At 69.1% G+C, this 22,333-nt stretch carries 20 protein-coding genes; 4 read left to right on the forward strand and 16 right to left on the reverse strand.

Annotated features, from left to right (window positions below; translation table 11 throughout):
* Positions 1-10: 10 nt before the first annotated feature.
* From RAH39_RS01090 to RAH39_RS01120, 7 genes are all read right to left on the reverse strand, one after another.
* Positions 11-1,963 (reverse strand): hypothetical protein, encoded by a 1,953-nt coding sequence (locus RAH39_RS01090; RefSeq protein WP_306590950.1) that lies wholly within the window; start codon positions 1,961-1,963, stop codon positions 11-13.
* 109 nt (positions 1,964-2,072) lie between these two features.
* On the reverse strand, positions 2,073-3,122 hold the full coding sequence (locus RAH39_RS01095) for a LysM peptidoglycan-binding domain-containing M23 family metallopeptidase (RefSeq protein ID WP_306590951.1): 1,050 nt from the start codon (positions 3,120-3,122) through the stop codon (positions 2,073-2,075).
* 157 nt (positions 3,123-3,279) lie between these two features.
* Positions 3,280-3,780 carry a cyclic pyranopterin monophosphate synthase MoaC gene (moaC, locus tag RAH39_RS01100; protein ID WP_306590952.1) on the reverse strand — a complete coding sequence of 167 codons (501 nt, stop codon included), beginning with the start codon at positions 3,778-3,780 and terminating at the stop codon, positions 3,280-3,282.
* A gap of 1 nt (position 3,781) precedes the next feature.
* Complete coding sequence (locus RAH39_RS01105) at positions 3,782-4,432, reverse strand: HAD family hydrolase (RefSeq protein WP_306590953.1); 651 nt, start codon at positions 4,430-4,432, stop codon at positions 3,782-3,784.
* Positions 4,433-4,479: 47 nt separating this feature from the next.
* Positions 4,480-6,075, reverse strand: coding sequence for a phosphoglycerate dehydrogenase (gene serA, locus RAH39_RS01110; RefSeq protein ID WP_306590954.1), 1,596 nt, complete (start codon positions 6,073-6,075; stop codon positions 4,480-4,482).
* Positions 6,076-6,155: 80 nt separating this feature from the next.
* On the reverse strand, positions 6,156-6,602 hold the full coding sequence (locus RAH39_RS01115) for a cache domain-containing protein (protein WP_306590955.1): 447 nt from the start codon (positions 6,600-6,602) through the stop codon (positions 6,156-6,158).
* A gap of 63 nt (positions 6,603-6,665) precedes the next feature.
* Positions 6,666-7,970 (reverse strand): dicarboxylate/amino acid:cation symporter, encoded by a 1,305-nt coding sequence (locus RAH39_RS01120; RefSeq protein ID WP_306590956.1) that lies wholly within the window; start codon positions 7,968-7,970, stop codon positions 6,666-6,668.
* An 89-nt stretch (positions 7,971-8,059) separates the two neighbouring features.
* Between RAH39_RS01120 and RAH39_RS01125 the strand changes: the two genes are divergently transcribed.
* From RAH39_RS01125 to lpdA, 3 genes are all read left to right on the forward strand, one after another.
* A complete protein-coding gene (locus RAH39_RS01125; RefSeq protein ID WP_306590957.1) occupies positions 8,060-9,199 on the forward strand; it encodes an acyl-CoA desaturase in 1,140 nt (379 codons plus the stop codon).
* 20 nt (positions 9,200-9,219) lie between these two features.
* The gene (locus tag RAH39_RS01130; protein WP_306590958.1) at positions 9,220-9,846 is read left to right on the forward strand and encodes a DinB family protein; all 627 of its coding nucleotides are present in this window, start codon (positions 9,220-9,222) and stop codon (positions 9,844-9,846) included.
* Positions 9,847-9,910: 64 nt separating this feature from the next.
* Positions 9,911-11,314: a dihydrolipoyl dehydrogenase gene (lpdA, locus tag RAH39_RS01135; protein WP_306590959.1), complete on the forward strand. Its 1,404-nt coding sequence runs from the start codon at positions 9,911-9,913 to the stop codon at positions 11,312-11,314.
* Here lpdA and RAH39_RS01140 read toward each other — a convergent pair.
* Genes RAH39_RS01140 through RAH39_RS01155 form a run of 4 tightly spaced genes read right to left on the reverse strand, consistent with a single transcriptional unit; the run spans position 11,304 to position 15,019 of the window.
* Positions 11,304-12,416: an ROK family protein gene (locus RAH39_RS01140; protein WP_306590960.1), complete on the reverse strand. Its 1,113-nt coding sequence runs from the start codon at positions 12,414-12,416 to the stop codon at positions 11,304-11,306. The genes lpdA and RAH39_RS01140 overlap by 11 nt on opposite strands.
* 1 nt (position 12,417) lies before the next feature.
* Positions 12,418-13,563 (reverse strand): MFS transporter, encoded by a 1,146-nt coding sequence (locus RAH39_RS01145; protein WP_306590961.1) that lies wholly within the window; start codon positions 13,561-13,563, stop codon positions 12,418-12,420.
* A gap of 41 nt (positions 13,564-13,604) precedes the next feature.
* Positions 13,605-14,405 (reverse strand): hypothetical protein, encoded by an 801-nt coding sequence (locus RAH39_RS01150; protein ID WP_306590962.1) that lies wholly within the window; start codon positions 14,403-14,405, stop codon positions 13,605-13,607.
* A complete protein-coding gene (locus tag RAH39_RS01155; protein WP_306590963.1) occupies positions 14,402-15,019 on the reverse strand; it encodes a DUF2238 domain-containing protein in 618 nt (205 codons plus the stop codon). Before RAH39_RS01155 ends, RAH39_RS01150 begins: the two co-directional genes overlap by 4 nt.
* A 73-nt stretch (positions 15,020-15,092) precedes the next feature.
* On the opposite strand from RAH39_RS01155, the gene RAH39_RS01160 reads away from it, so the two are divergent.
* A complete protein-coding gene (locus tag RAH39_RS01160) occupies positions 15,093-15,881 on the forward strand; it encodes an SDR family oxidoreductase (RefSeq protein WP_306590964.1) in 789 nt (262 codons plus the stop codon).
* On the opposite strand, the gene RAH39_RS01165 is transcribed toward RAH39_RS01160, so the two are convergent.
* From RAH39_RS01165 to argG, 5 genes are all read right to left on the reverse strand, one after another.
* Positions 15,878-17,230, reverse strand: coding sequence for a Fic family protein (locus tag RAH39_RS01165; RefSeq protein WP_306590966.1), 1,353 nt, complete (start codon positions 17,228-17,230; stop codon positions 15,878-15,880). The genes RAH39_RS01160 and RAH39_RS01165 overlap by 4 nt on opposite strands.
* A 188-nt stretch (positions 17,231-17,418) precedes the next feature.
* Positions 17,419-18,795, reverse strand: coding sequence for a M20/M25/M40 family metallo-hydrolase (locus RAH39_RS01170; RefSeq protein ID WP_306590967.1), 1,377 nt, complete (start codon positions 18,793-18,795; stop codon positions 17,419-17,421).
* Positions 18,796-18,875: 80 nt separating this feature from the next.
* The gene (gene argC / locus RAH39_RS01175) at positions 18,876-19,871 is read right to left on the reverse strand and encodes an N-acetyl-gamma-glutamyl-phosphate reductase (protein WP_306590968.1); all 996 of its coding nucleotides are present in this window, start codon (positions 19,869-19,871) and stop codon (positions 18,876-18,878) included.
* 120 nt (positions 19,872-19,991) lie between these two features.
* Positions 19,992-21,044, reverse strand: coding sequence for a P-loop NTPase family protein (locus tag RAH39_RS01180; RefSeq protein WP_306590970.1), 1,053 nt, complete (start codon positions 21,042-21,044; stop codon positions 19,992-19,994).
* An 89-nt stretch (positions 21,045-21,133) separates the two neighbouring features.
* On the reverse strand, positions 21,134-22,321 hold the full coding sequence (argG, locus tag RAH39_RS01185) for an argininosuccinate synthase (protein WP_306590971.1): 1,188 nt from the start codon (positions 22,319-22,321) through the stop codon (positions 21,134-21,136).
* Positions 22,322-22,333: the final 12 nt, after the last annotated feature.

Genomic DNA, 22,333 nt, shown 5'->3' on the forward strand with positions numbered 1-22,333 from the left:
GCTCCGAAGGCTACAGGCTCGGCGTGAAGCCGAGGGTCACGGCCACGTCCGGCTGCACGGCGGAGGGACTCTTGAGGCGCACGCGAACCGCGTGATAGAAGGGCGCGGTGTTGTTCACCGGAAGGTTCAGGGCGCCCGTCGAGCCGCCCGAACCCGTGAAGGTGAAGCTCCGACCCAGCTGGGGAAGGGCCACCTCCACTTCCGCGCCCGCGGCCAGTGCCGGGGTGATGGTCGCCTGGAGGACGTACCGCTTGTCCGCGCTGAGGCTGAAGCCGGCGTAGAAGACTTCGCCCTGGGAAAGGTTGGGATAGACCCCGTGGACCTGGACCGCCTTCGCCATGCTGAGCACCACAGGGGCCAGCGGCGCGGTGATGCTGTTGGGATCGGTGCCCCAATCCGCCACGAACGAAGCATAGGCGCCGGTGGTGGGCCGGGGCCAGGGGATCCCGAAGGGCGCGGTGAGGGTCGTCAGGGTGGCGTCCGTGAAGATCGTCGCCAGGTCCACGGCATCCGCGGTGGTCTTGCCTTCCTTGAGCCGGATGAGCTGGCTGTAGATGTTGAGGGGTTCCGTGTCCCGCGCCGTGGCGTCGGTCGCGCCGTTGGTGAGGCTGCCGGAGGCGTGGAAGAAGCGGGCGGCGGCGGCCACGTTGATGTTGGCCCAAGTGGTGGCGGTCCCCGGACTGGTGAGACTGTTGGACTTGAGGATCAGTTCCCAGGCGAAGGCCCGGATGGCGGGTGCGGAATAGGGGGAGAGCTGGGCCGTTCCCAGACCGCTGAGGTCCCGGATGTCCTGGACGGGAGTGGCGAGGCCGGTCCCATGAGTGTCCGCCAAGTAGGGGGACTTGAGCAGGTTGGCCGCCATGGCGTCCGCGAGGCCTTCGATCCGAGCCTGACCGGGAGTGAGGTCCGTCAGGAGGGCGCTGGCGGGAGCGAGGGGGTTCAAAGGAATGGAATAGGTCCGGTCGGCCGTGCCGTAGTACAGGTCGCCGGCGTACAGGTGGTTCCGCGCCAGGAGGGGCAGGATCACGCCCTCGTCCCAGGCGTCGTCGTTGTCGGCGCCGCCCCGCAGGGATCCGAAGTAGTGGAGCTTGCTGGTGGTGGGGTCCAGGGCCTGGGGAAAGAGCGACCGGTCGTACTCGATGTAGGAGCCCTTGGGCTCCGATCGACCCGGCCAATAGTGGAGGTCCACATTGGTTCCGGGGGTGGCGGCGCCGTAGGCGGTCACGAAGGTGGCGAGGGTATCGCCGATGCCCAGGATCCGGCTGCCGCTGCCCTGACCCACGGTTCGGCCGGAGATGCTGGTTTCCAGGACGGCCTGGGTGACCGCCGGGGCTTCCTTGGTGCTGAGCCGGTAGGAGGAATCCACCAGCCACCAGGTGTCGTTCAATCCGATGTCGAAGTTGACCACGGCACTGGTGGTGACCACTGAACTGGGCGCATTGGTCGTGGCCGGGGCGGTCCCATCGGCCGCCTTGCGCATGGCGTAGCGCAACCGGTCGAGGACGGGCGTGGTGCTGTTGATCCCGGCGGGTTCCGCCACGAGGTTGAACAGGATGTTGTCCCCGCCGTTGAACGAACTCAGGACCTCCACCATCGTCGGGTTGCCCTTGGCGACGGTGAAGGAATACTGGCCGTTGCTGTCCGTGCTGGTCTTGGTCACCCAAGTCCATACGAGGGCCTTGGTCCCGTCCGCCTGGGTCTGCTCCAGTTGCTGGTAGACCTGGACCGCCACCCCCCGTGCCGGGAGGGTCTTGAGGTTGGCCGCCACGCTGGCGTCCACCAGGCCGATGGGCACGCCGTTGGCGTCCGTGGCAAGAGGAACCCGCTGGTAGGTCACGGTTCCGGCCAGGGTGGCGCTGGTGGCGGTTTCTCCCGTGTCCTTGTTCTTTCCTCCGCAGGCCAGCGTCATGGCCGCAAGGCCTACGGCCCCCAGGGCCTGGAGGAAAGCTCGGTACAGGGGCATGACCACCTCGGAACGGCGAAAGGATCAAGTCTAGCATGGCGCCCACGCCCAATCCCGCGTCGGGATGGGGACGGACGCTTCATTCCAATGCCGCGGGCGGAGCCGAAGTTCAGCGGCGGGCGCCGTTCCCCAGCAGAGCATTCTGGGCGGCCAGTTCGGCCGGGATCTCTTCCTCGTCGTTGAGGGCGGGCAGGGGATTCTTCTGCTGGCCGTCGACCCTCAATTCGAAATGAAGGTGGGGACCCGTGGCGTTGCCCGTGCGGCCCACTTCGGCGATCTTCTGTCCGCGGCGGACGATGTCGCCCTCCTGGACCAGGTTCAGCTTGTGGTGGGCATAGAGCGTGGCCACGCCGTTGCCGTGGTCGACCAGCACGTAGTTGCCGTACTGCTTGTGCTTTCCGACCACCAGCACCTGCCCGTCCAGGGCGGCGAACACCGACGTGCCGATGGGAGCGGTCAGGTCCACGCCCTTGTGCCGGCCGCGATAGCGGACCTTCTTCTTGCGCTGGTTCTTCACGCGCACCGTCTTGGTGCGCATCCGGGGACCCCAGGCGGAACTGATGGTCCGGGTCTCCACGGGCCACAGGAGGTCCAGGTGGTCCGGGTCGGCGGGAACGTAGGTGGGGAGCAGGGCCTTCAGCTCGGCCTCGCTCACGGGAGGCAGGACCGGCTGCATCCGCGCCAGGAGTTCGCCGGGGGTCCCGGGGATCTGGTGGGGATCCAGGGAGGCGGAGGAGGCCGGACCGGAACCGGGAGCGGCGCTGCGCACTTGATAGGGAAGCAGCCGTTCCAGGTGGGGCATGGGCGTTGCGGGGATGGCCGCAGGAGTCGGCAGGGCCGTCAGAGCGGGCCGATCGGAAGTGTCGGAAGCCGGCGAAAGGGCGGCGACCGCCTGCTGCGACCCCGTGCGCACCTTGAGGCGGGTTCCGGGGGAGAGGCGGGCCAGGTTCCGGCCGGGATTCAGGGCGCCGAGCTCGGCCAGGGTCATCCCCTGAGCGCGGGCCACCGCCGCCGCGGTTTCTCCCTTCCGCATGATGTGGACCTCTGCGCCAGCCGGGATGGTCGTCCGGTGAGGGGTCTTCTTGGAGGGTCGCTTCGGGGCGGCCTGGAGGCCGAGGCTGAAGGACGCGAGGACAAGGGTCAGGGCGGCAAGACGCATGGAGAAACTCCCGGCTGGAACGGAAAAGCCTGCTTCGCTAGGCCTCCAATAGGGGGTCTGAGCCCCGGATTCACATGGAATGGAACAGTCCAACCCCCATCCTACCGGCTGAGGAGGGCGTTGAAAATGCAAATGTTTTCCAAGTGGAACCCCATCCTCAGGGCGTCCAGGGGCATTCCGGCCAGGGCAGCGTGATCGTCCCCCGGCGCCCGCCCTCTTTCCGCAGCAGGCGGACGGGACCGATGGCCATTCCCGGGCTCGCCGCCTTCAGCATGTCGTAGAGGACGAGCAGCCCCACGGTCACGCCCGCCAGCGCCTCCATTTCGATTCCGGTCCGCCCCTCGCATCCCACCCGCACCCGGAGCCAGGCCCGGCGGGCGGCGGGATCCCAGTGGTGGTCCACGTCGATGGCGTCGACGGGGAGGGGATGGGCGAGAGGAATCAGGTCCGCCGTCCGCTTGACCCCGCCCACCGCCCCGAGCCTGGCGACAGTCCAGGGATCCCCCTTGGGGCCGCCGCCCCGGGAAAGGGCCTCGACGGAGGCAGCGTCCAGGTCCAGGTAACCCGCGGCCACGGCCACCCGGCGGGTGACGGGCTTGGCCGAAATGTCCACCATCCGCGGCCGTCCCTCCGGATCCAGGTGGGTGAGCTCGGCCACGTCAGGCCGACCAGGCGAGCAGGATGTCCCGGAGAGCCGCCGTGTCCGGGGCGTAGGCGCGGGGGCCGCAGGCGGCCAGGGCGGCCTCGGGATAGAAGCCGTGGCCCACGGCCAGGCTGGGCACCCCCGCGGCCCGGGCCATGTCCAGGTCGAAAGGGGTGTCGCCCACCATCAGGATCTCCCCCGCGGCGAGACCGGTCTGGGCCTGCATCAGTTCCAGGGATTCAGGGTGGGGCTTGCCGTGGGTGACCTCGTCGGGGGTGACGATGGGGTCGAACCAGCCGTCCCACCCGAAGCGGGCCATCTGGCGGAGGAGGGGAACCCGCCGCTTGGAGGTGGCCACCCCCATCCGCTGCCCGCGGGCGCGCAGGTCGACCAGGAGGTCGTGGATTCCTTCAAAGGGACGGAGGAGATGCTCGTGCTCCAGGTGCCCGAAGCTGCGGTAGGCCTTCAGCACGGTGTCGCCTTCGAGGCCCAGCGGCGAGAAGGTATTCGTGATTCCCGCCTCGACCGGCAGGCCCACGTACTTCAGCCATTCCTCCATCACGGACCGGGGCTGGCCCAGGGCGTCCAGGGCGTGGGCCATCCCCGCCTCGATGAGGGGGCGGCTGTCCACCAGCGTGCCGTCGAAGTCCCAGGCGATGAGTTTCAAGGAGGCCTCCTGCCTCCATGATGCCAGCCGGCGGGCCGAAGGCCGATTCAGGCCGAAGGCAGGTGCAGGGCCCGGATGAAGGTGGCCTCGGTGGCGCGGCGGAGTTCTTCCACCACCGGCGGAGGGACGGGGGAATCCACGGACAGGATCACCATGGCCTCGCCCTTCCGCTCCCGCCGGCCCAGGTTCATGCAGGCGATGTTGATCTCGTGCTGCCCGAGCACCGTTCCGATCCGGCCGATCATCCCGGGGCGGTCGGCGTAGCTGAGGAGCAGCATGTGGGGCTCGGGCATGAAGTCCATGGCGTAGTCCCGCAGGCGGACGATCCGGGGCGTGCCCTCGAACAGGGTGCCCGCCAGGGTCCGGGATTGGCCCCCGCCTTCCAGGGAGAGGGTCACCAGGTTGGAGAAGGGCCCGGCGGCGCTGGACTTCCGCTCCTCCACCACCAGTCCCATCCGCTCCGCCACCAGCCCGGCGTTGACCATGTTCACGGGCTGGTCCACCGCCCGATCCAGCAGAGCCGCCAGGCCGCTCACGGCCAAGGGCGAGCAGTCGTGCTGGGCGAGGCCGCCGTCGAACCCGAACACCACCCGGTCCACGCTACCTTCCACCAGCTGGTGGCCGAATTCCGCGAGGACGGCCATCAGCTTGAAGTAGGGGCGCATCTGGTCCATCACCGCCGGGTCGAACCGGGGCAGGTTCACCGCGTTCTCCAGGGGGATCCGGTCCAGGTAGTTGAGGATCTCCCGGGAGACGTCCACGGCCACGTTGACCTGGGCCTCCTGGGTGTTGGCCCCCAGATGGGGCGTCACCACCAGCCGCTCCTGGGCGAGCAGGGCCTTCAGCGTCTCGGAGACCGGGGGCTCCTCGGAAAACACGTCCACGGCGGCCAGCCCCACCTTTCCGGACTGCAGGGCGGCCAGAAGGCCCGCCTCGTCCAGGATGCCGCCCCGGGCCACGTTCAGGAGGATGACGCCGGGCTTCATGAGGGCGAACTGGGCCGGGCCGATCAGGCCTCGGGTCTCGTCATTGAGGGGCGTGTGGACCGTGAGGATGTCGCAGGTGCGGCACAATTCGTCCAGGGAAGCCAGGCGCACGCCGAGGTCCTGGCCCCGCTTGGCGCCGATGTAGGGATCGCAGCCCAGGACCTCGCACTCGAAGGCTTTGAGGCGGGCCGCCACCCGGCCGCCCACCTTGCCGAGCCCGATGACGCCCACGGTCTTGCCCTTCAGCTCGACGCCGATGAACTTCGCCCGCTTCCATTCCCCGGCCTTGAGGCTGGCGTTCGCGGCGGGGACGTGGCGGCAGGCGGACAGCAGCAGGGCCAGGGTGTGCTCGGCGGCGCTGTTGGTGTTGCCGAAGGGGGCGTTCACCACCACCACGCCCCGGGCGCTGGCGTAGTCCACGTCCACGTTGTCGATGCCCACGCCGGCCCGCGCGACGATCTTGAGGTGGGCCGCGGCGTCCAGCAGGGCCTTGTCCACCGTCGTCCCGCTGCGGGTGATGATGGCGTCGTACCCGCCGATGCAGGCGAGCAGCGCCTCCTTGGACAATCCCAGCCGCTCGTCGAGGGTGATGCGGGAGTCCTGCCGGAGGAGGGCTAGACCTTCGCCGGTCACCTCGTCGGTCACGATGATCTTCATGGGTCCCCCGGGGATCCGGCTCGATAGCGGGAATCCCCCACCTTAGCGGCGGAACCTCCGTGGGGACAAGGTTGTCCCCTCTACTTCTTGTAGATTCCGGCCCCGAAGATCAGCCCGTCCCACAGCTCGATGTAGCTGGTCTTGGGCTCCTTCTGGCCCGTCTTGGGGTTCAGGTACTTATAGTCGTGCCAGCCCTTGCCCTTGGTTTTCGCCAGGCGGACGCGGTCCTCGACGAAGGCCACGCCATCGGGATCCTTGGCCTTGATCTGGTTGACGCCCACCTTGGAGGCGCCCTGTCCGTGGGCCAGGACCTTGCCGTCCAGGTCGTAGACGAAGACGTACAGCTCGCCGCCGTACCGGTGGAATCGGCCCCCGAGCTTGGTGATCTCCTTGAACGCGGCCTCCTTGCCGTTCGTCTTGGCGAAGGCGATGGCCTCCTTCACCAGGGATTCCACCTCCGCCGGGGTGGCGTCCTGGGCGGCCAGGTTCAGGCACAGGGCGGGAACGAGGAGAAGAAGGCGACGCATGGAGGCTCCTTGGACGGATCCGATCCTCTTCGGTTCCCGCCGCGGGATCTTGACTCCTGCCACTTACCCTTCCTGGTCGGGCAGGGGTTCGGGGTCGGTGCCGAAGACGCCCTCCCACCGGGCGACCACCACGCTGGCCAGGCCGTTGCCGATGACGTTCACCATGGTGCGGCCCATGTCCATGATCTCGTCCACGGCCAGGAGCATGGCGATTCCCGCCTCGCCCGGCAGGCCGAAGCTCCCGCAGGTGCCGGCGATGATCACCAGGGTCGCCCGCGGAACGCCCGCCACGCCCTTGCTGGTGAGCATGAAGGTGAAGACCATCAGCAACTGGTGGCCCAGGCTGAGGTGGATGCCCGCCGCCTGGGCGATGGCGAGGCTCGCCAGGACCAGGTAGAGGGTGGAGCCGTCCAGGTTGAAGCTGTAGCCGGTGGGGATCACGAAGCTGGCCACGCGCCGCGGCACGCCGAAGCGGACCACTTCCTCCAGCAGCTTGGGCAGGGCGGCCTCGCTGCTGGCCGTGCTGAAGGCGGTGAGGGCCGGGTCCTTGATGGCCTTCACGAAGCCCAGGATCCGCACTCCCGCCAGCCACGCCACGGGGATGAAGACCAGGACGAACAGCAGGCCCAGCGCCAGGTAGAGGCTGCCGACGAGGAGGCTGTACTGCTTGAGCAGGTGGAGGACCGCGGGCCAGCCCTTCAGCAGGACGCCGTTCACGGTATGTCCGGCGGCCATGTGGCTGACGTTGTAGGCCATCGCCCCGAAGACGCCCAGGGGCGTGAGGGTCATGACGAAGTCGGTGTACTTGAACATCGTCTGCGCCACGCCGTCGAAGAAGGCCAGGACGGGCTTCCCGCGCTCCCCCACCTTGGTGAGGGCGACGCCGAACAGCGACGCGAAGATGACCACCGGCAGGATGTCCCCCTCCGCCGCGTGCTGGATGAGGTTGGACGGGAACAGGTGGAGCGCGATCTCCCAGCCGGTCTTTGCCTTGGCGGTCGCCACCGCCGCGTGGGCGCCCATATCCAACGGCAGGTGCGCGCCCGGCTTGAGCCAATTGGCGACGGCCAGCCCGATGAACAGGGCCAGGGTGGTGACGATCTCGAAGTAGAGCAGCGCCTTCCCGCCCATGCGGCCCACGGCCTTGATGTCCCCGGTCTGGGCGATGCCCACGATGATGGTGGACAGCAGCAGGGGGACGATGAGCCCCTTGATCAGGCTGATGAAGGCCTTGGACAGGAACCGGAAGGCGTCGTAGGCCCAGGGGTACTGGTTCTGGGGGAGAAATCCGCCCAGGAGCACGCCCAGGACGAGCCCCGTGAAAATCCAGAGGGTGCTGGAGCGATACCAGGGTCGCGGGGGCGTCACGGGAACCTCGTGTGGGAAGGAACAAGTTTCCCATGGAGGCTGCCGATAGAGGGGTGCGGTAGAATTAAACTCTTTTTTGGAGTCAATGAATGTCCCAGCCACGGCGATGGAACCTGCTCAACACGCTCTTCCTGACGGGGACCTTGGCCCTCGCCCTGGGGCTGGTGCCCTGGCGGCTGGTCGTGGCGGGTCTCCGGTGGAGCGAGGTGCTGGTTTTCCTGGCGATGACCATGGCCGTGGGCACCGCCATCAGCGGGGGCTACCACCGCCTGTTCAGCCACCGCGCCTACCGGGCGTCGTGGCCCGTGCGCTTCCTGTTCCTCTGTTTCGGGGCGGCCGCCTTCGAGAACTCGGCCCTGAAATGGTCCAGCGACCACCGGGTTCACCACCGCCACGTGGACACCGATGGCGATCCCTACAGCATCGGGAAGGGCTTCTGGTACGCCCACTGGACCTGGGCGATGGAAGCCAAGGACCTGCCCCTGGCGGGCGTGGCCGACCTGGAGAAGGATCCCCTTGTGCGCTGGCAGCACCGCCACTTCTTCCTGATCGGCGCCGTGGTGGCCGCGTTGCCGCCCCTGATCGTCGGGCTCGCCACGGGGAACGTCCTCGGCCAGCTCGTGTTCGGCGTGCTGCTGCGGATCGTGGCCACCCACCACACGACCTTCTTCATCAACAGCGCCGCCCACAGGTTCGGCAGCCGTCCCTACACGGACGCCAACACGGCCCGCGACAACTGGTTCCTCGCGCCCCTCACCTACGGCGAGGGCTACCACAACTTCCACCACCTCTGGCAGTGGGACTACCGCAACGGGGCGCTGTGGTACCAGTGGGATTCCACCAAGTGGCTGCTGAACGTCCTGGCCTGGTTCGGGCTCGTGGGCGGGTTCCGGCGGGTGTCCCGCGCGGCCATGACCCGGGCCCGTCTCCACATGGAGGAGAAGCGCCTCCGCGAGCGACTGGCCTCGGCCAGCCCGTTGCATGACCGCCTGGCCACCGCCCGCCACCAGTTGGAGACGGCGCTCGCCGCTCTGCACGACCGCCACGAGGCCTGGGGCCGGAAGAAGGTCGAATGGCGGGAGAAGGGCCAGGCCCGCGCCGAAGCCTGGCGCGAGGGCCGGAAGGAATGGAAGGCCTCCGCGGCGACCCACCGCCGCGAGTTGAAGACCGCCTGGGCCGAATGGAAGGCCGCGCGCCTGGAAGTCCGCACCGCCCTCGTCCACGCCTGATCCCGCCCCGGAGGCCTCCCATGCGCGCCCTTCCGCTGTTCCTTGTCCCGGCGGTGGTCGCCGCCCAGGCGCCCGCCCCCCTCCCGGAAGCGCCCCTGTCCGCGGGCGAGCGGGAGCAGGCCCAGCGGTTGCTGGCGGAATCGCGCCAGGCCCTGCTCAAGGCCACGGATGGCCTGACCCCGGCCCAGTGGACCTTCAAACCCGCGCCGGACCGCTGGTCGATCCAGGAATGCGCCCAGCACATCGCCCTGGTGGAGCAGGTAATCCAGAGCCAGGTGATCGCCAAGGGGCTGGCGGGGCCGCGGGAGCCGCTGCGGCGCGCGGACGTGACGTTCACGGACGCCTTCCTGATCGCGGCCCTGCCCGATCGCAGCCACCGGTTCCAGGCGCCGGAGCGGCTCCGGCCCGCCGGCGGAACGGCGACCCCGGAGGCGGTTCTCGGCGCCTTCGAAGCCACGCGCAAGCTGCTGGACGCCGACGTGAAGGCCAGCGCCGCCGATTGGCGCGCCCGCTTCGGCGTGCATCCGGCCCTGGGCACCCTGGACCTGTATCAATGGGTGCTGCTGGCCGCGGGCCACACCACCCGCCACGTCCAGCAGATCGAGGAAGTGAAGCGGGCGCCCGGATTCCCGGCGGCGTCCCGCTGATTCCCGGCCTGCCGCCGGTCGCCGCGCCCGTGGGATACTCGTCCGTTCGACGTCTGGAGGCTCCATGGCCCAGTTCGACCTCATCGTCATCGGCTCCGGCCCCGGCGGGTACATCGCCGCCATCCGCGGCGCCCAGCTCGGCCTGGCCACCGCGCTGGTGGAGAAGGATGCAGCCTTGGGCGGGACCTGCCTCCACCGCGGCTGCATCCCGGCCAAGACCTGGCTGGAGAGCGCCCACCGGTTCGAGCAGATGCAGGTCGCGGGCGACTATGGGATCGACGGCGTGGACGCCAAGGCGCTGAAGCCCAACCTCGCCACCATCGTGAAGCGCAAGGGCCGGATCGTCCTGAAGAACGCCAAGGGCATCGAGTTCCTGATGAAGAAGAACAAGGTGACCGTCCTGAAGGGCCTCGGAAAGCTGCTGGGCGGCGGCAAGGTCGAGGTGGAGGGCGAGGTCCACGAGGCCAAGCGGATCATCCTGGCCACGGGCTCCGCGCCCAAGGACATCCCCGGGCTGGAGACGGACGGGCAGCGCGTCCTGAACAGCGACCACATCCTGGAGCTGACGGAGCTGCCCGAGCACCTGGTGATCCTCGGCGCCGGCGCCATCGGCGTGGAGTTCGCCTCCGTGTTCAGCCGCCTGGGCTCCAAGGTGACCCTGGTGGAGTTCATGGACACGATCCTGCCGCTGGAGGACGAGGACATCGGCCTCGAGCTGACCAAGATCTTCAAGAAGTCCTACAAGATCGACGTGCGCACCAAGACCAAGATCACGCGCATCGAGAAGGGCCCCCACGGCGTGGTGTGCCACCTGGAGGGCGAAGCGCCCGGCCAGGTCGCCGGCAGCCACCTGCTGGTGGCCGTGGGCCGCGCGCCCCGCGTGGAGGGCATCGGCCTGGAGAAGACGAAGGCCCAGGTGGACCGCGGCTGCGTGGCCATCGACAAGTTCATGCAGACCGGCGAGGCCGGCCTGTACGCCATCGGCGACATCGTGCGCACCCCGTGGCTGGCCCACGTCGCCAGCGACGAGGGCATCGTGGCCGCGGAGCACGCCGCCCAGAGCCTGGGGAAGGACGTCCATCCCCATCCCGTGCGCTACGACCGCTTCCCCGCCTGCACCTACTGCGACCCGGAAGTGGGCGCCGTGGGCCTCAGCGAGAAGGCTGCCAAGGCCAAGGGCTACGACGTCCAGGTGGGCACCTTCCCCTTCGCGCCCATGGCGAAGGCCAACATCGTGGGCGAGCCCCACGGGTTCATCAAGATCGTGGCGGACAAGAAGTACGGCGAGATCCTCGGCATCCACATCCTGGGGCCCAAGGCCACGGAACTGGTGGCGTCCAGCGTGGCGCTCCTCGGCGGCGAGTACACCGTGGACGAGCTGATCCAGACCATGTATCCCCACCCCAGCCTGAACGAGGTGTTCCCCGAGGCGGCCCGCGCCGTCTACGGCCGCGCCCTCAACATGTAGGGTTGGAATCCAGTCGGAACAGGGCGTAGGCGTAGGCCCCCAGGGCCGTCGCCTCGCTGGTGCCCAGGCGGGACAGGCCCACGCCGGTCCGCTTCAGGGCATCGTAGGGCACCGTCCGGTCCGTTCCCGGAACCAGCAGGTGCCGCACGTCGCCTTTGAGGAAAGCCCCGCGGTCCGCCGCATCCTCCAGGTTGAAGGTGCGGACCTCCGTCCGGGGAATGGGATGACCGTCCAGGGCGCGGAGGGGCGCGTTCATCTCGGCCACCAGGCTGGGGAGGAACAGCGGCGCCGCGCCGCTGAGCCCGCCACCGACCACCACCAGGGCATCCACCAGAGTGACGGCCTCGGCCAGGGCGTTGCCCGCTTCCTCGCCCAGGCGGCGGAAGGCCTCCCGCGCCGCGACCGCGTCACCGGGCCGGCGACCCTCGGCGATCTCGAAGATGGCCTTGGGATCGGGCGCGGCGGCGGGATCCAGCCCGGCGGCCTCCGCGTAGACCCGGCGCACAGCGCGGATGGCCACGCCCTCTTCGGCGAAGGCGGCGGGATGCAGCTTGCTGCGGGTGGTCCAGATCTCCGCGCCCGCGGCGTTGTCGCCCAGGAACAGCCGCCCGTCCACCACCAGCCCGCCGCCGAAGCCCGTGCCCAGCGTGGCGCCGAACAGGTGGCGGTAGCGCTTGGGACTGCCGGCGGCGGCCAGCGCTGCGTTCACCTCCGGCAGGAGACCGCCGAGGGCCTCGCCATAGGCGAACAGGTCGCCGTCGTTGTTGAGGAACGCCGGGACGCCGAACCGCGCCTCCAGCAGCGGGCCGAGGGGCACGCCGCCGCGGAATCCCGGCAGGTTGGCTAGGTCGCCGATGACGCCGTGGGGATAGTCCGCCGGTCCGGGGAAGGCGAAGCTGAGGGCCGCTGCGCCTCCGCACCGCTCCCAGGCCTCCTGGAACCCCGCTTCGATGTTCCGGAGGCAGGCCGTCAGGTCGTGGCCCTCGGAGGGCCGGACGACGGGCGGGAGGATGGGCTTCCCGCCGCGCATGGCGCCGAAGACGAAGGTGGTGCCGCCGGCGTCGAGGGTGAGGACCGTGCGGGAATCGCCGTGGAGGTCCATGTCACGCCTCCGCGCGGACGGCGGGGCGGAACGCGAGTCCGGCCAGGAACAGGAAGCAGGCGGCGGGTACGGCAAAGGCCAGGCCGCCGAAGCCCAGGTCCGACAGGCGGCCCATGAGGAGGGGCACCCCCGCGCCGCCGCTGATGGCCATACACATCAGGCCGCTCAGTTCGGAGGCCCGCTCCGGCCGCCGCTCCACGGTGAGGGCGAACAGCATGGGCCAGATGTTGGCGAAGCCCAGGCCGCCGAGGATCACCCCCGCGAGGCTCAGGCGCGGGGTGCCGGCCATCAGGCACAGGGCGCCGATGAGTCCCAGTCCGGCCGACAGCCGGAACCAGGCCCGCGCCGAGAACGGCAAAAGGCCCGCCGCCAGCCGTCCCACGGTGAGCAGCGCGAAGAACAGGGTGGGTCCCAGAAGGGCGGCGCGGTCCTCCGACCACCCGAAACCCGCCAGAGCGGGCTTGAGGAAGCGGGCCATGCACACCTCGGCCCCGACGTACAGGAAGATGCCCAGGACCGCGAACAGGAAGGCGGGATCCTTCAACAGGGCCAGGCTGCTGGCGAGGCTCGGCGGCACTTCGGCCTGGGATTCCTCCACCTTCAGCCCCGCCATCAGGACGAGCGCCAGGGCCATCAGGACGAAGAACACGGGAAAGACCCCGCGCCAGCCCAGGATGGAAAAGACGGGCAGGATCGCCACCAGCCCCACCAGGTAGGCCGACGACGCGGAGCCCAGGCCCTTGATCCCCTGCGCCAGCGCCAGGTTCCGGGGGTAGGCGCCGGGGGCGCTGACGTCGCGCATGATGGGATTGCCCGCCACCTGGAGGAAGGTGGTGCCCGCGCCCAATACGAAGATGCAGCCCAGCAGCACGCCGAAGCTGGGCAGGGCGAGGATCGGCACCAGGATGGCGGCGGCGTTCATGCCCAGTCCGAGCACCAGCATCCGCTTCCGCCCGATCCGCGCCGCCAGCAGGCCCGCGGGCACGCTGAAGGCCGCGAAGGCGATGAACACCGAGAACGTGAGCAGGGTGGCCGCGGCATGGCTGAGGTGGTACTGGGCGCGGACGCCGTCGGCCATCGGTCCCATGGCGTCCGCGATGCCCATGACGAGGAAGGCGAGAAATACGGGGAAAGTGCGAAGGCGCATCGAAGCTCCGGGATCCGGAGGTCATCTTTGCAGAGGGAGCCTCAGCACCGCCCGCAGAAATGCGCCGGCGCCGGCAGCGACGCCAGCTTCGCGAAGGCCAGCTCCCAGGCCCGCGTCGGGCCGCGGAAGGCCGTGCCTTCCAAGGTGAGTGCCCGCAGGGCGTGGAGGGGTCCGGGGTCTCCGGGCAGAGGCAGGAAGGGGACGGGCTGGCCCGTCGCTTCGCGCAGCGCCGCGCGGAGGGCGTCCGTCAGGGACGTGGCCTCCGGCAGCGCCAGGGGAGCCGCCCGCACCTCCGCGCCTTGCGGGACGGGCACGCCGGGCCACAGGTCCGCTTCGAATCCTCCGCCTTCCGGCGTTTCCCGCCATTCCGGACGGCGGAAGACGCGCTTGCGCCGCTCCTTGTCCCAGTCCGCCAGAAAGGCCTTCAGTTCGGCCTTTTCGAGGGGACCCATGGGCGCCTTCGTCAACGCGAGGGGTGCGTCACAGCGCAGCCGCCCCGGCAGCCGCCGGGCGAGCATGGGCTTTCCCGCCAGCCAGGGCAGGCCCGTGTCCAGGGCGCAGACCAGCGCTCCCAGCCGCTGCCGGTGGGTCGCGAGGGCCGTTTCCAGGTCGCAGTCGGCGAGGGGAAGCACGGCCAGGACGTTGAGGGGGAGGCCCGCCGCGTGAACCGTTCCGGCGGCTTCCAGCGCTGCCGCCAGATCCTCTTTTCCCCTTCCCAGGATGAGCACCTGGGGCAGGCCATGGCCCGCCAAGCGCTCCACCAGGAGCAGCCCGCCGCCGGCGCCCCCGAGCAGGGTGCCGCCCAGTTCCGCGGCCAGAGAAAGCGCGACCGGATCGATCATCGGAGGGCCAAGGCGGCCATGGCCCGGTCCTGCCGCCGGGAGAGCGCGGCCAGCGCTGCGATCGCGCCGATCAGGGCGCAGGCCATGTCCCACTGCGTATCCCAGGGGTCGCCCTGGGTTCCGAGGAAGGCATCGGCGGCGGTGCCGGTCCACACGGCCGTCTGCCATTCCAGCAGTTCGTAGGCGGCGCTGAGTCCCAGGGCCATCAGCAGGAGCACCGCCACGGACCAGGCGCCGGGCTTGAGGACGCCCTTCCGGAGCAGCACTTCGCGGAACAGGAGGACGGGCATGAAGCCCTGGAAGAGGTGGCCCAGCCGGTCGTAGGGGTTGCGGGCGAGGTGCAGCCAGCCCTTCACCCAGTGGCCCGCGGGCACGTCGGCGTAGGTCCAGTGGCCTCCCACCATCAGCACCAGGGCGTGGAGGGCGAGCAGGCCGTACAGCAGGTTCGTCAGCGGAAAGCGGCGGTGGGTCGCCACCAGGAGGGGCGCCCCCACGATCACCGGCAGGTTCTCCATGAACCAGGTGAAGCGGTCCGCCCGGGGCGCCCAGCCCAGCAGCAGAAACGCCGCGCCCACGCCCACGAGGGCCCCGAGGGGGAAGCGGCGAACGGCCATGGACGGCTCCAGGAAGGTGCCCGTCGAGCATACCAACCGGCGGATCCTCCTATCCTGGGGGCCGGAGGGCGACATGGATCTGGGCATTCGGGGCAAGGTGGCGATGGTGGCCGCGGGCACCAAGGGGATCGGGAAGGCCGGGGCCCTGGCCCTGGCGGCGGAGGGCTGCGCGGTGTCGGTCTGCGGGCGGAGCGCCGAGTCGCTGGCGGCGGCCAAGGCGGAGCTGGAGCGCCTCGGCGTACCGGCCCTGGCCGTGGCCGCGGACGTCTCCAGCGCCGCGGATCTGGCCCGCTGGCACGACGAGACCGTGGCGGCGCTGGGTCCCGTGGACATCCTGATCACCAACACCGGCGGTCCCAAGGCGGCGACCTTCGGGGACCTGTCCGACGCGGACTGGGCCGACGGCGTGGAATCCACCTTGATGAACGTGGTGCGCCTGTCGCGCCTCGTCCTGCCGGGGATGCGGGCGCGGAAGTGGGGCCGCATCGTCCACATCACCAGCCTCGTGGCGAAGCAGCCCTACCCGCTGCTCACCATCAGCTCCACGCTGCGCGCGGGGCTGTCCGGGCTCACGCGCACCCTGGCGATGGAAGCCGCCGCCGACGGCGTCACCGTCAACGCCCTGCTGCCGGGCCACATCATGACCGATCGCCAGCACCACCTCGCCGAAGTGAAGGCCGCCGCGGAGGGCATCACCGTGGAGGCCCACTTCGCCCGTCAGGCCGCCGCGATTCCCGCGAAGCGCATCGGCGACCCGGCCGAAGCCGGCGCCGTCCTCGCCTTCCTGTGCAGCGCCCCCGCCTCCTACCTCACCGGCCAGAGCCTGCTGGTGGATGGGGGGCTGGTGCAGGGGACGTTCTAGGGGATCCGCCCCCCGACATGGGAGATGTGGTCGGCCAGGTCGTCGAGCGCGACGAAGACGAAGGCCCGCCCTTCCCGGATCTTCTCCAGCAGTCCCAGTTCCGCCAGCTGGAGGAGATCCGTCCGGGCCGTCTGGTAGACCACCGCGTGGGTCCGCTGGTGGTCCTCGATGCGGTAGCCCGTGCCGGGATGCTTGAGGGCATGGGTGAGAAGCGCCTTCTGGCGATGGTTGAGCCGGGCGCGCAGCACGGGGGATTCCGCCAGGAGGCGCTCCATGCTTCGCTGCTCTTTCGCCTTGCGGGCGAGGTGGTCGTGGAGGCTCTGGATGGCCTTCCGCATGGTGGTCAGCTGGTGGATGAGGAAGTAAGTGGTGTCCCCTCCGTCGGTCTCGGTGAAGAGGTAGGCCCGTCCGTACTGGGCCGGCGCCTTGCGGAGAATGTGCGAGATGGAAATGAACTCGGCCAGCCAATAGCCGCTTCGAAGCATGGACCAGTAGAAGAGCGCCCGGGCCGTTCGGCCGTTTCCATCCGCGAAGGGATGGTCGTAACCGACCATGAAATGCAGAAGGATGGCGCGAAGGACCGGATGCACGAAGGGGCGCTGGTGTTCGTCGCCATTGGCGAAGGCGCATAGCCGTTCCAGGCGCTGCGGGAGTTCGCGGTGATCGGGGGGTTGATGGAGGATGGTCCCGTCGTCGTTGTTCACCACGCGGATGTCGTTCGACTGGCGGAACCTGCCCACATCCCCAGGGTCGTCCAGCGTGTGCTCCGAAATCATGCGGTGGATCTCCAGCAGCCGGCCTGGGGTCATCGACTCGTTCTTGAAGTCTCGGATGGCTTGCATCGCCAGGAAGTTGTTGAAGATCATCCGCTCGCTGCGGTCTTTCGGAGGCCTTCCGGACCTGAGCATCTCGGCGGCGACCTTTCGAGTGGTGGAAGCGCCTTCCAGCTGACTGGAGGTGATGGCCTCCTCAATGACCGATTTCAGAAGGTACCGATCCCGGCTCGCGGGGGTGGTTTCGGTGGCGGATTGGATCTCGCCGGCCGCATCCTGGTCGATGTGGTGCAGGTCGATCTGCACTGGATCCGGGGAGCCGAAGAAGAAAGGTTGCCCCTTCTTGTCCAGCAGAGGGAGCGGCTTCAGGAGAGCCTGCCGGGCCAGCCGGAGGCCCAGCCACCAGGTTTCGTGATCCAGGCCGGAAGGGGGTTCCCGGTGCCTGAGTTCGTCCCAGTGGAGGTAGGCCTCGTGGACGAGGGGGCCGGACTGGCTCTCCAGGATCTTCGGTAAATCTCCCGGTCCAATGGATGAAAGGAGGTCGGATAGGGGAGGCGGAGAGTGGGGGAGTTTCATGCATACCTACTAATTGATAATCCGATTAGGGGATGGTTAGTAGGTTAGGGCGCAGGGGGACGGGCGTCCACAAAAACTAAAATTAAGATAAATTAGTAATTTCTTAACACCTGATACAAATCCATTGGTTCAATTGATATAGGAGCGCCGGCCAGGGGCCGGCGCTCCGCAGGGGGAGGGGGGGCTTCCTACTTCTTGAACCCGCTCACCGTCTGGAAGTAGTGGGCGAAGGCGGCCATGCCGCCGCTGGCCTGCTCCCAGTCGTAGTTCTCGTTGGGGGCATGGTAGCCGTGGCTGGGGAGGCTGAGGCCGAGGAAATAGACCTCGCAGCCCAGGATGTCCTCCATGGTCTTCACGGCGCCGATGCTGCCGCCCTCGCGGGTGAAGGAGCAGGGCGCCCGGAAGGCGAACTCGTAGGCGTCCTTGATGGCTTCGGCGTAGGGTCCCGTGACGTGGCCCTTGAACGGCGCGAGGCCGTGCTCCTCGTGGAACTGGACGTCGGGGAAGTGTTCGTTCACGAAGGCGCGGATGCGGGCGATGGTCTTGTGCTCGTCCATGTCCGGCACCAGGCGGCAGCTCATCTTCACTTCCGCCCGCGGGGGCACGGCGCTCTTGATTCCGGGGCCCGTGTAGCCGCCGACCACGCCGTGGACTTCCATGGTGGGCCGGCCCCACACGCGCTTCATGACCTTGACGGGATCCTCGGTGCGCATCCCCGTGATCATGTGGTCCTTCTTGAAGGTGTCCACGCTGAAGCCCGCGGCGGCCCACTCCTCCAGTTCCTGCTTGGAGGGCTTCACCACCTCGTCGTAGAAGCCGGGGACCTTCACCTTGCCGGTCTCGCCGTCCATCATCGCGGCGACCACCTTGATCAGCTCCGCCAGGGGATTGCGCGCCGCGCCGCCCACCACGCCGCTGTGCAGGTCGTGGTCCGCGGTCTCCAGCGTCAGGCGGAAGCCCTTAAGGCCGCGCAGTCCGGCGGGCGTGCTGGGCTTGCCGCGGGTGATCCACACCGTGTCGCTCACCACGATGGCGTCGGTCTTGAGGCGGGCCTTGTGGCGGTTGAGGCCGCCCTCGAAGCTGGGCGATCCGATCTCCTCCTCCAGTTCCCACAGGAAGTGGATGTTGAGGGGGACGCCCGCGCGCCGGGCCGCCAGGGCGCCGAAGAAGGCCGTGACCGCCGGGCCCTTGTCGTCCGTGCTTCCGCGGCCGCGGTAGGTGTCGCCGTCCACCACGAACGTGAAGGGATCGGCCTTCCACTCGGGCTCGTTGGCGGGCTGCACGTCCATGTGGTTGTAGACGGTGATGGTGGGCAGGCTGGGATCCTCGCCGAACCACCCGTGGATGAAGGGATTGCCGCTGGTCTCCAGCAGCTCGGCCTTGCCGCCGTGCCGCTCGAACAGGGAACGCGCCGCCTCCGCGCAGCGCCGCACGTCGGCCAGCGCCGCCGGATCGGCGCTGATGGAGGGAATCTCCACGAGGGTCTTCAGCTCCGCCTCGAACGCCCCGCGGCTGTCCGCCGCGAACTGGGCCAGGGCCTCGCGGGTAAGAAGGGAAGGATTCATGGGGACTCCGGGGAAGGGACCCCATCATCCCATAGCCCGAAGTGCTGTCTATAAAAGGACCTACGGGTCAGAGAAGAATATCAGCCCGGCCAGCTTCCCGCCGCCTTGAGCCCCGTCCATTCCGGCAGGCCCAGGGCGAGGTTGAGGTTCTGGACCGCCTGGGCGGCCATGCCCTTCCCCAGGTTGTCCAGGGCGACCATCACCGCCCCGTGGCCTCCCCGCGCCGCCACCGCGATATCCGCGAAGGCGCTGCCGGTGGTGGCCGCCACCCGGGGGCTGCCGTCCACGATCCGCACGAAGAAGCGATCCGCGTAGGCCGCCTCATAGCGGGCGCGCAGGGCCGCCGCGTCGATGCCCGCCGGCAGCGGAAACTGCGCGGTGGCGAAGATTCCCCGCACCATGGGCGCGCTCTGGGGGACGAAGCTCAGCGGAGCCTCCCAGCCCTCCGAAGCGAGGGTGCGGAGCACCTCCGCCTCGTGCTGGTGGCCGAGGACCTTGTAGGCGCGGAAGTCCGCCGCCCGCGTGGGGTGGTGGGTGGTGTCCGACGGCGCCGCGCCCGAGCCTGACGAGCCCGTGGCGGCGGTAACGGCGATGAAGGCGGGGCGCCACTCCGCCAGGGGCAATAGCGCCAGATGGAGGGCCGTGGCGAAGCAGCCGGGGTTGGCGATGCGGGTCGCCCCCTTCATGCGCTCGGGCTTCCAGTCCACCAGGCCGTAGATCCAGGCCGGATCCAGGCGGAAATCCGCGGACAGGTCGATGATCGTGAGGCGTTCCGCCAAGCCCGCCGGCCACGCCGCCTCCAGTTCCGGCCACAGCTTCCCGAATTCCCCGTGGGGCAGGGCGGAAAACAGGACCGGCCGTTCGCTCGCGGCCAGAGCCTCCCAGTCCGGCGTCGCTTCGAAGGTTCCCTCCACCAGCCCGCGGAGATGGGGATGCTGGGCGTGGAAGGGTTTGCCCGCATGGCTGCGCGCCGTCCCGCGGAGCGACGCGACGGCCGGATGCATGGATAGCCACCGCAGTAGTTCGCCCCCGCCGTAGCCCGAGGCGCCGAGAATGAGGACATCGACTGAGGTCATGGACATCTCGAAGAAAGAACGGAAGGTTTAACCGCAGATGACGCAGAGGGCGCAGATAAAAAATTCCCTTGGCTTTTCATCTGCGCAATCTGCGTCATCTGCAGTTTCAAAACAAAGTCCCTAGACCTTGGCCGAGATCTTGGGCTCGACCAGGCCCAGCACGAACTTGCCGAGGGCTTCGGCATCGGCGCGGGCGTTGCGGGCGGGGAGGCCGAGGGTGGCGACGAAGCGCTCGCCCACGCGGTTGTCCGTGGCGGGGCCGGCCACCAGATCGGTCTGGATGCCGAAGGCGGTCTTGAGGTGGGCCACGCCGCCGGAGGCGCCCACGGGGTCGTTGGCGCACAGGATGAACGCGCCGCCCAGGGCCCGCAGCTCGGCGTCGGCGAGGATGGCCTGGACGCCGTACTCGCCCATGATCCCGTCGCCAGTCTCGGCCACGATGACGTCCACGCCGTGGGCCGCCAGCTCGGAGAAGATGATCCGCGACACGCCCGCGGCGCTGCCGGCGTCCGTGCAGACGATCCCGGCGTCGGTGAAGTCCAGCGCCACCTCCGCCCCGTAGTCCCGCATGGCCAGCGCGTCGCGCATGAGCGAGACGCCCGTCAGCTTGCAGGCGCCCACGCGGTAGCCCGCGCGGCTGAGCTGGCGGACCACGGCGCAGGCGGCGGCGGTCTTGCCCGCGTTCATGCAGGTGCCCGCGATGTAGATGACGGGACAGTGGGCGGACAGGCCCGTGCCCTTGAGCGCGCCCATGCGGACGTGCGCGGGCTGGCCGGCGCGGGACTGGAATTCCGGGAAGACCTGCACCTGGCCCAGGACTTCCAGCTCGAAGGGTTTGCCGACGTCGGGGTTGTGGGACAGGCAGGTCCCGAGCACGCCGCCCATGTTGAGCAGGTTCACGGTGTCGCCGGGCTTCAGCGAGGCCGGCATGACGCCCTCGTAGCCCTGCAGCGCGTTGCGATGCCCCAGCGCACCCACCACGATGTCGCCGTCGTGCAGGGTGCTCATCCGGCCGTGGGGATCCTCCAGCTGGTTGTAGGTGCTCTTCTCGCCGCGAATCCGGCCGGCGATGACCGAGCCCTCCTCCAGCAGGATCTCCGACCCGAGCGTGAGCGTCCGCCCCAGCCGCAGGTTGCGGGTGACGGAGGCGAGCTTGTCCACGTGAATGCGCATAGAAACCTCGAAAGGATTCACCACCAAGGCACCAAGTAAGAACTAAAGATCTTTTGCAGTTCTTGGCGCCCTTGGCGTCTTGGTGGTGATCAGTTGTTTTTTGCTTTGAGCGTCAACACCTGCTGCACCCCGAAGACCTTCGCGAAGCCGGCCGCTTCGGCGCCGGTCCACAGCTTGTTGGCTTCGCCGTAGGTGGCGATGCGGGGGTCCATGAGGGAGTGCGGTGACTGGACGCCCTCCACCACGAAGGCGCGGGGGTGCAGGGTGAGGCGGACTTCGCCGGTGACGCAGGCCTGGCTGGATTCTAGGAAGGCCTCCAGATCGCGGGCCAGGGGATCGAAGAAGTGGCCTTCGTGCAGCAGCGATCCGTAGAGGTTGCCGAGGCTCTCCTTCCAGAAGAGCTGCTTGCCGCTAAGCACCAGCTTTTCCAGCTCCCGGTGGGCGCCGATCAGCAGGTGCGCGGCGGGGGCCTCGAAGCCCACGCGGCCCTTGATGCCGAGGATGGTGTCGCCCAGATGCACGCCGCGGCCGATGCCGTAGGGCCGGCCGAGGTCGTTGAGCCGGTGCACCAGCGCCACAGGATCCAGTGCCTCGCCGTCCAGGGACACGGGCACGCCCTTGTCGAACCCGATCACCAGTCCCTTGGGGGGCAGGCTGCCGAGGGCGCCGCCGGGAAAGGCCGCCTCGGGCAGGGTCGTCCAGGGGTCGAGCGTCTCCCGACCGCCCACGCTGGTGCCCCACATGCCCTCGTTGATGGAGTAGTCCTTCGTCTTCTCGGGAAAGATCACGCCGCGCTCGGCGCAGTAGGCCATCTCCTCGGCGCGGGACAGCGCCAGGTCGCGGATGGGGGTGAGGATCTCCAGCTCCGGCGCCAGGGCGCGGAAGGCCACGTCGAAGCGCACCTGGTCGTTGCCGGCGCCCGTGGACCCGTGGGCGATGGCGGCGGCGTCCAGTCCCTTCGCCAGCTCGGCGACGGCCCGGGCCTGGCACACGCGCTCGGCGGACACGGACAGCGGGTACATCTGCCCGCGCAGGACGTTCCCGTAGACGAGGTAGCGCAGGTAGCCCTGGAAGAGCCCTGCGCGGGCGTCCACGGTGGTGTGGGAGACCGCGCCCAGCTTGGGCGAGGCCGCCTCGATCCGGGCCAGCTCCTCCGGCGAGAACCCGCCGGTGTTCACGGTGACCGTGGCCACGTCGTAGCCCTGCTCCTTGAGGTAGAGCACGCAGAACGACGTGTCGAGGCCGCCCGAAAAGGCGAGAACGGCGAGCTTGGTCATGGGAGGCCTTTC

It is taken from the genome of Geothrix sp. 21YS21S-4 (genome assembly GCF_030845995.1).
GTDB lineage: Bacteria > Acidobacteriota > Holophagae > Holophagales > Holophagaceae > Geothrix.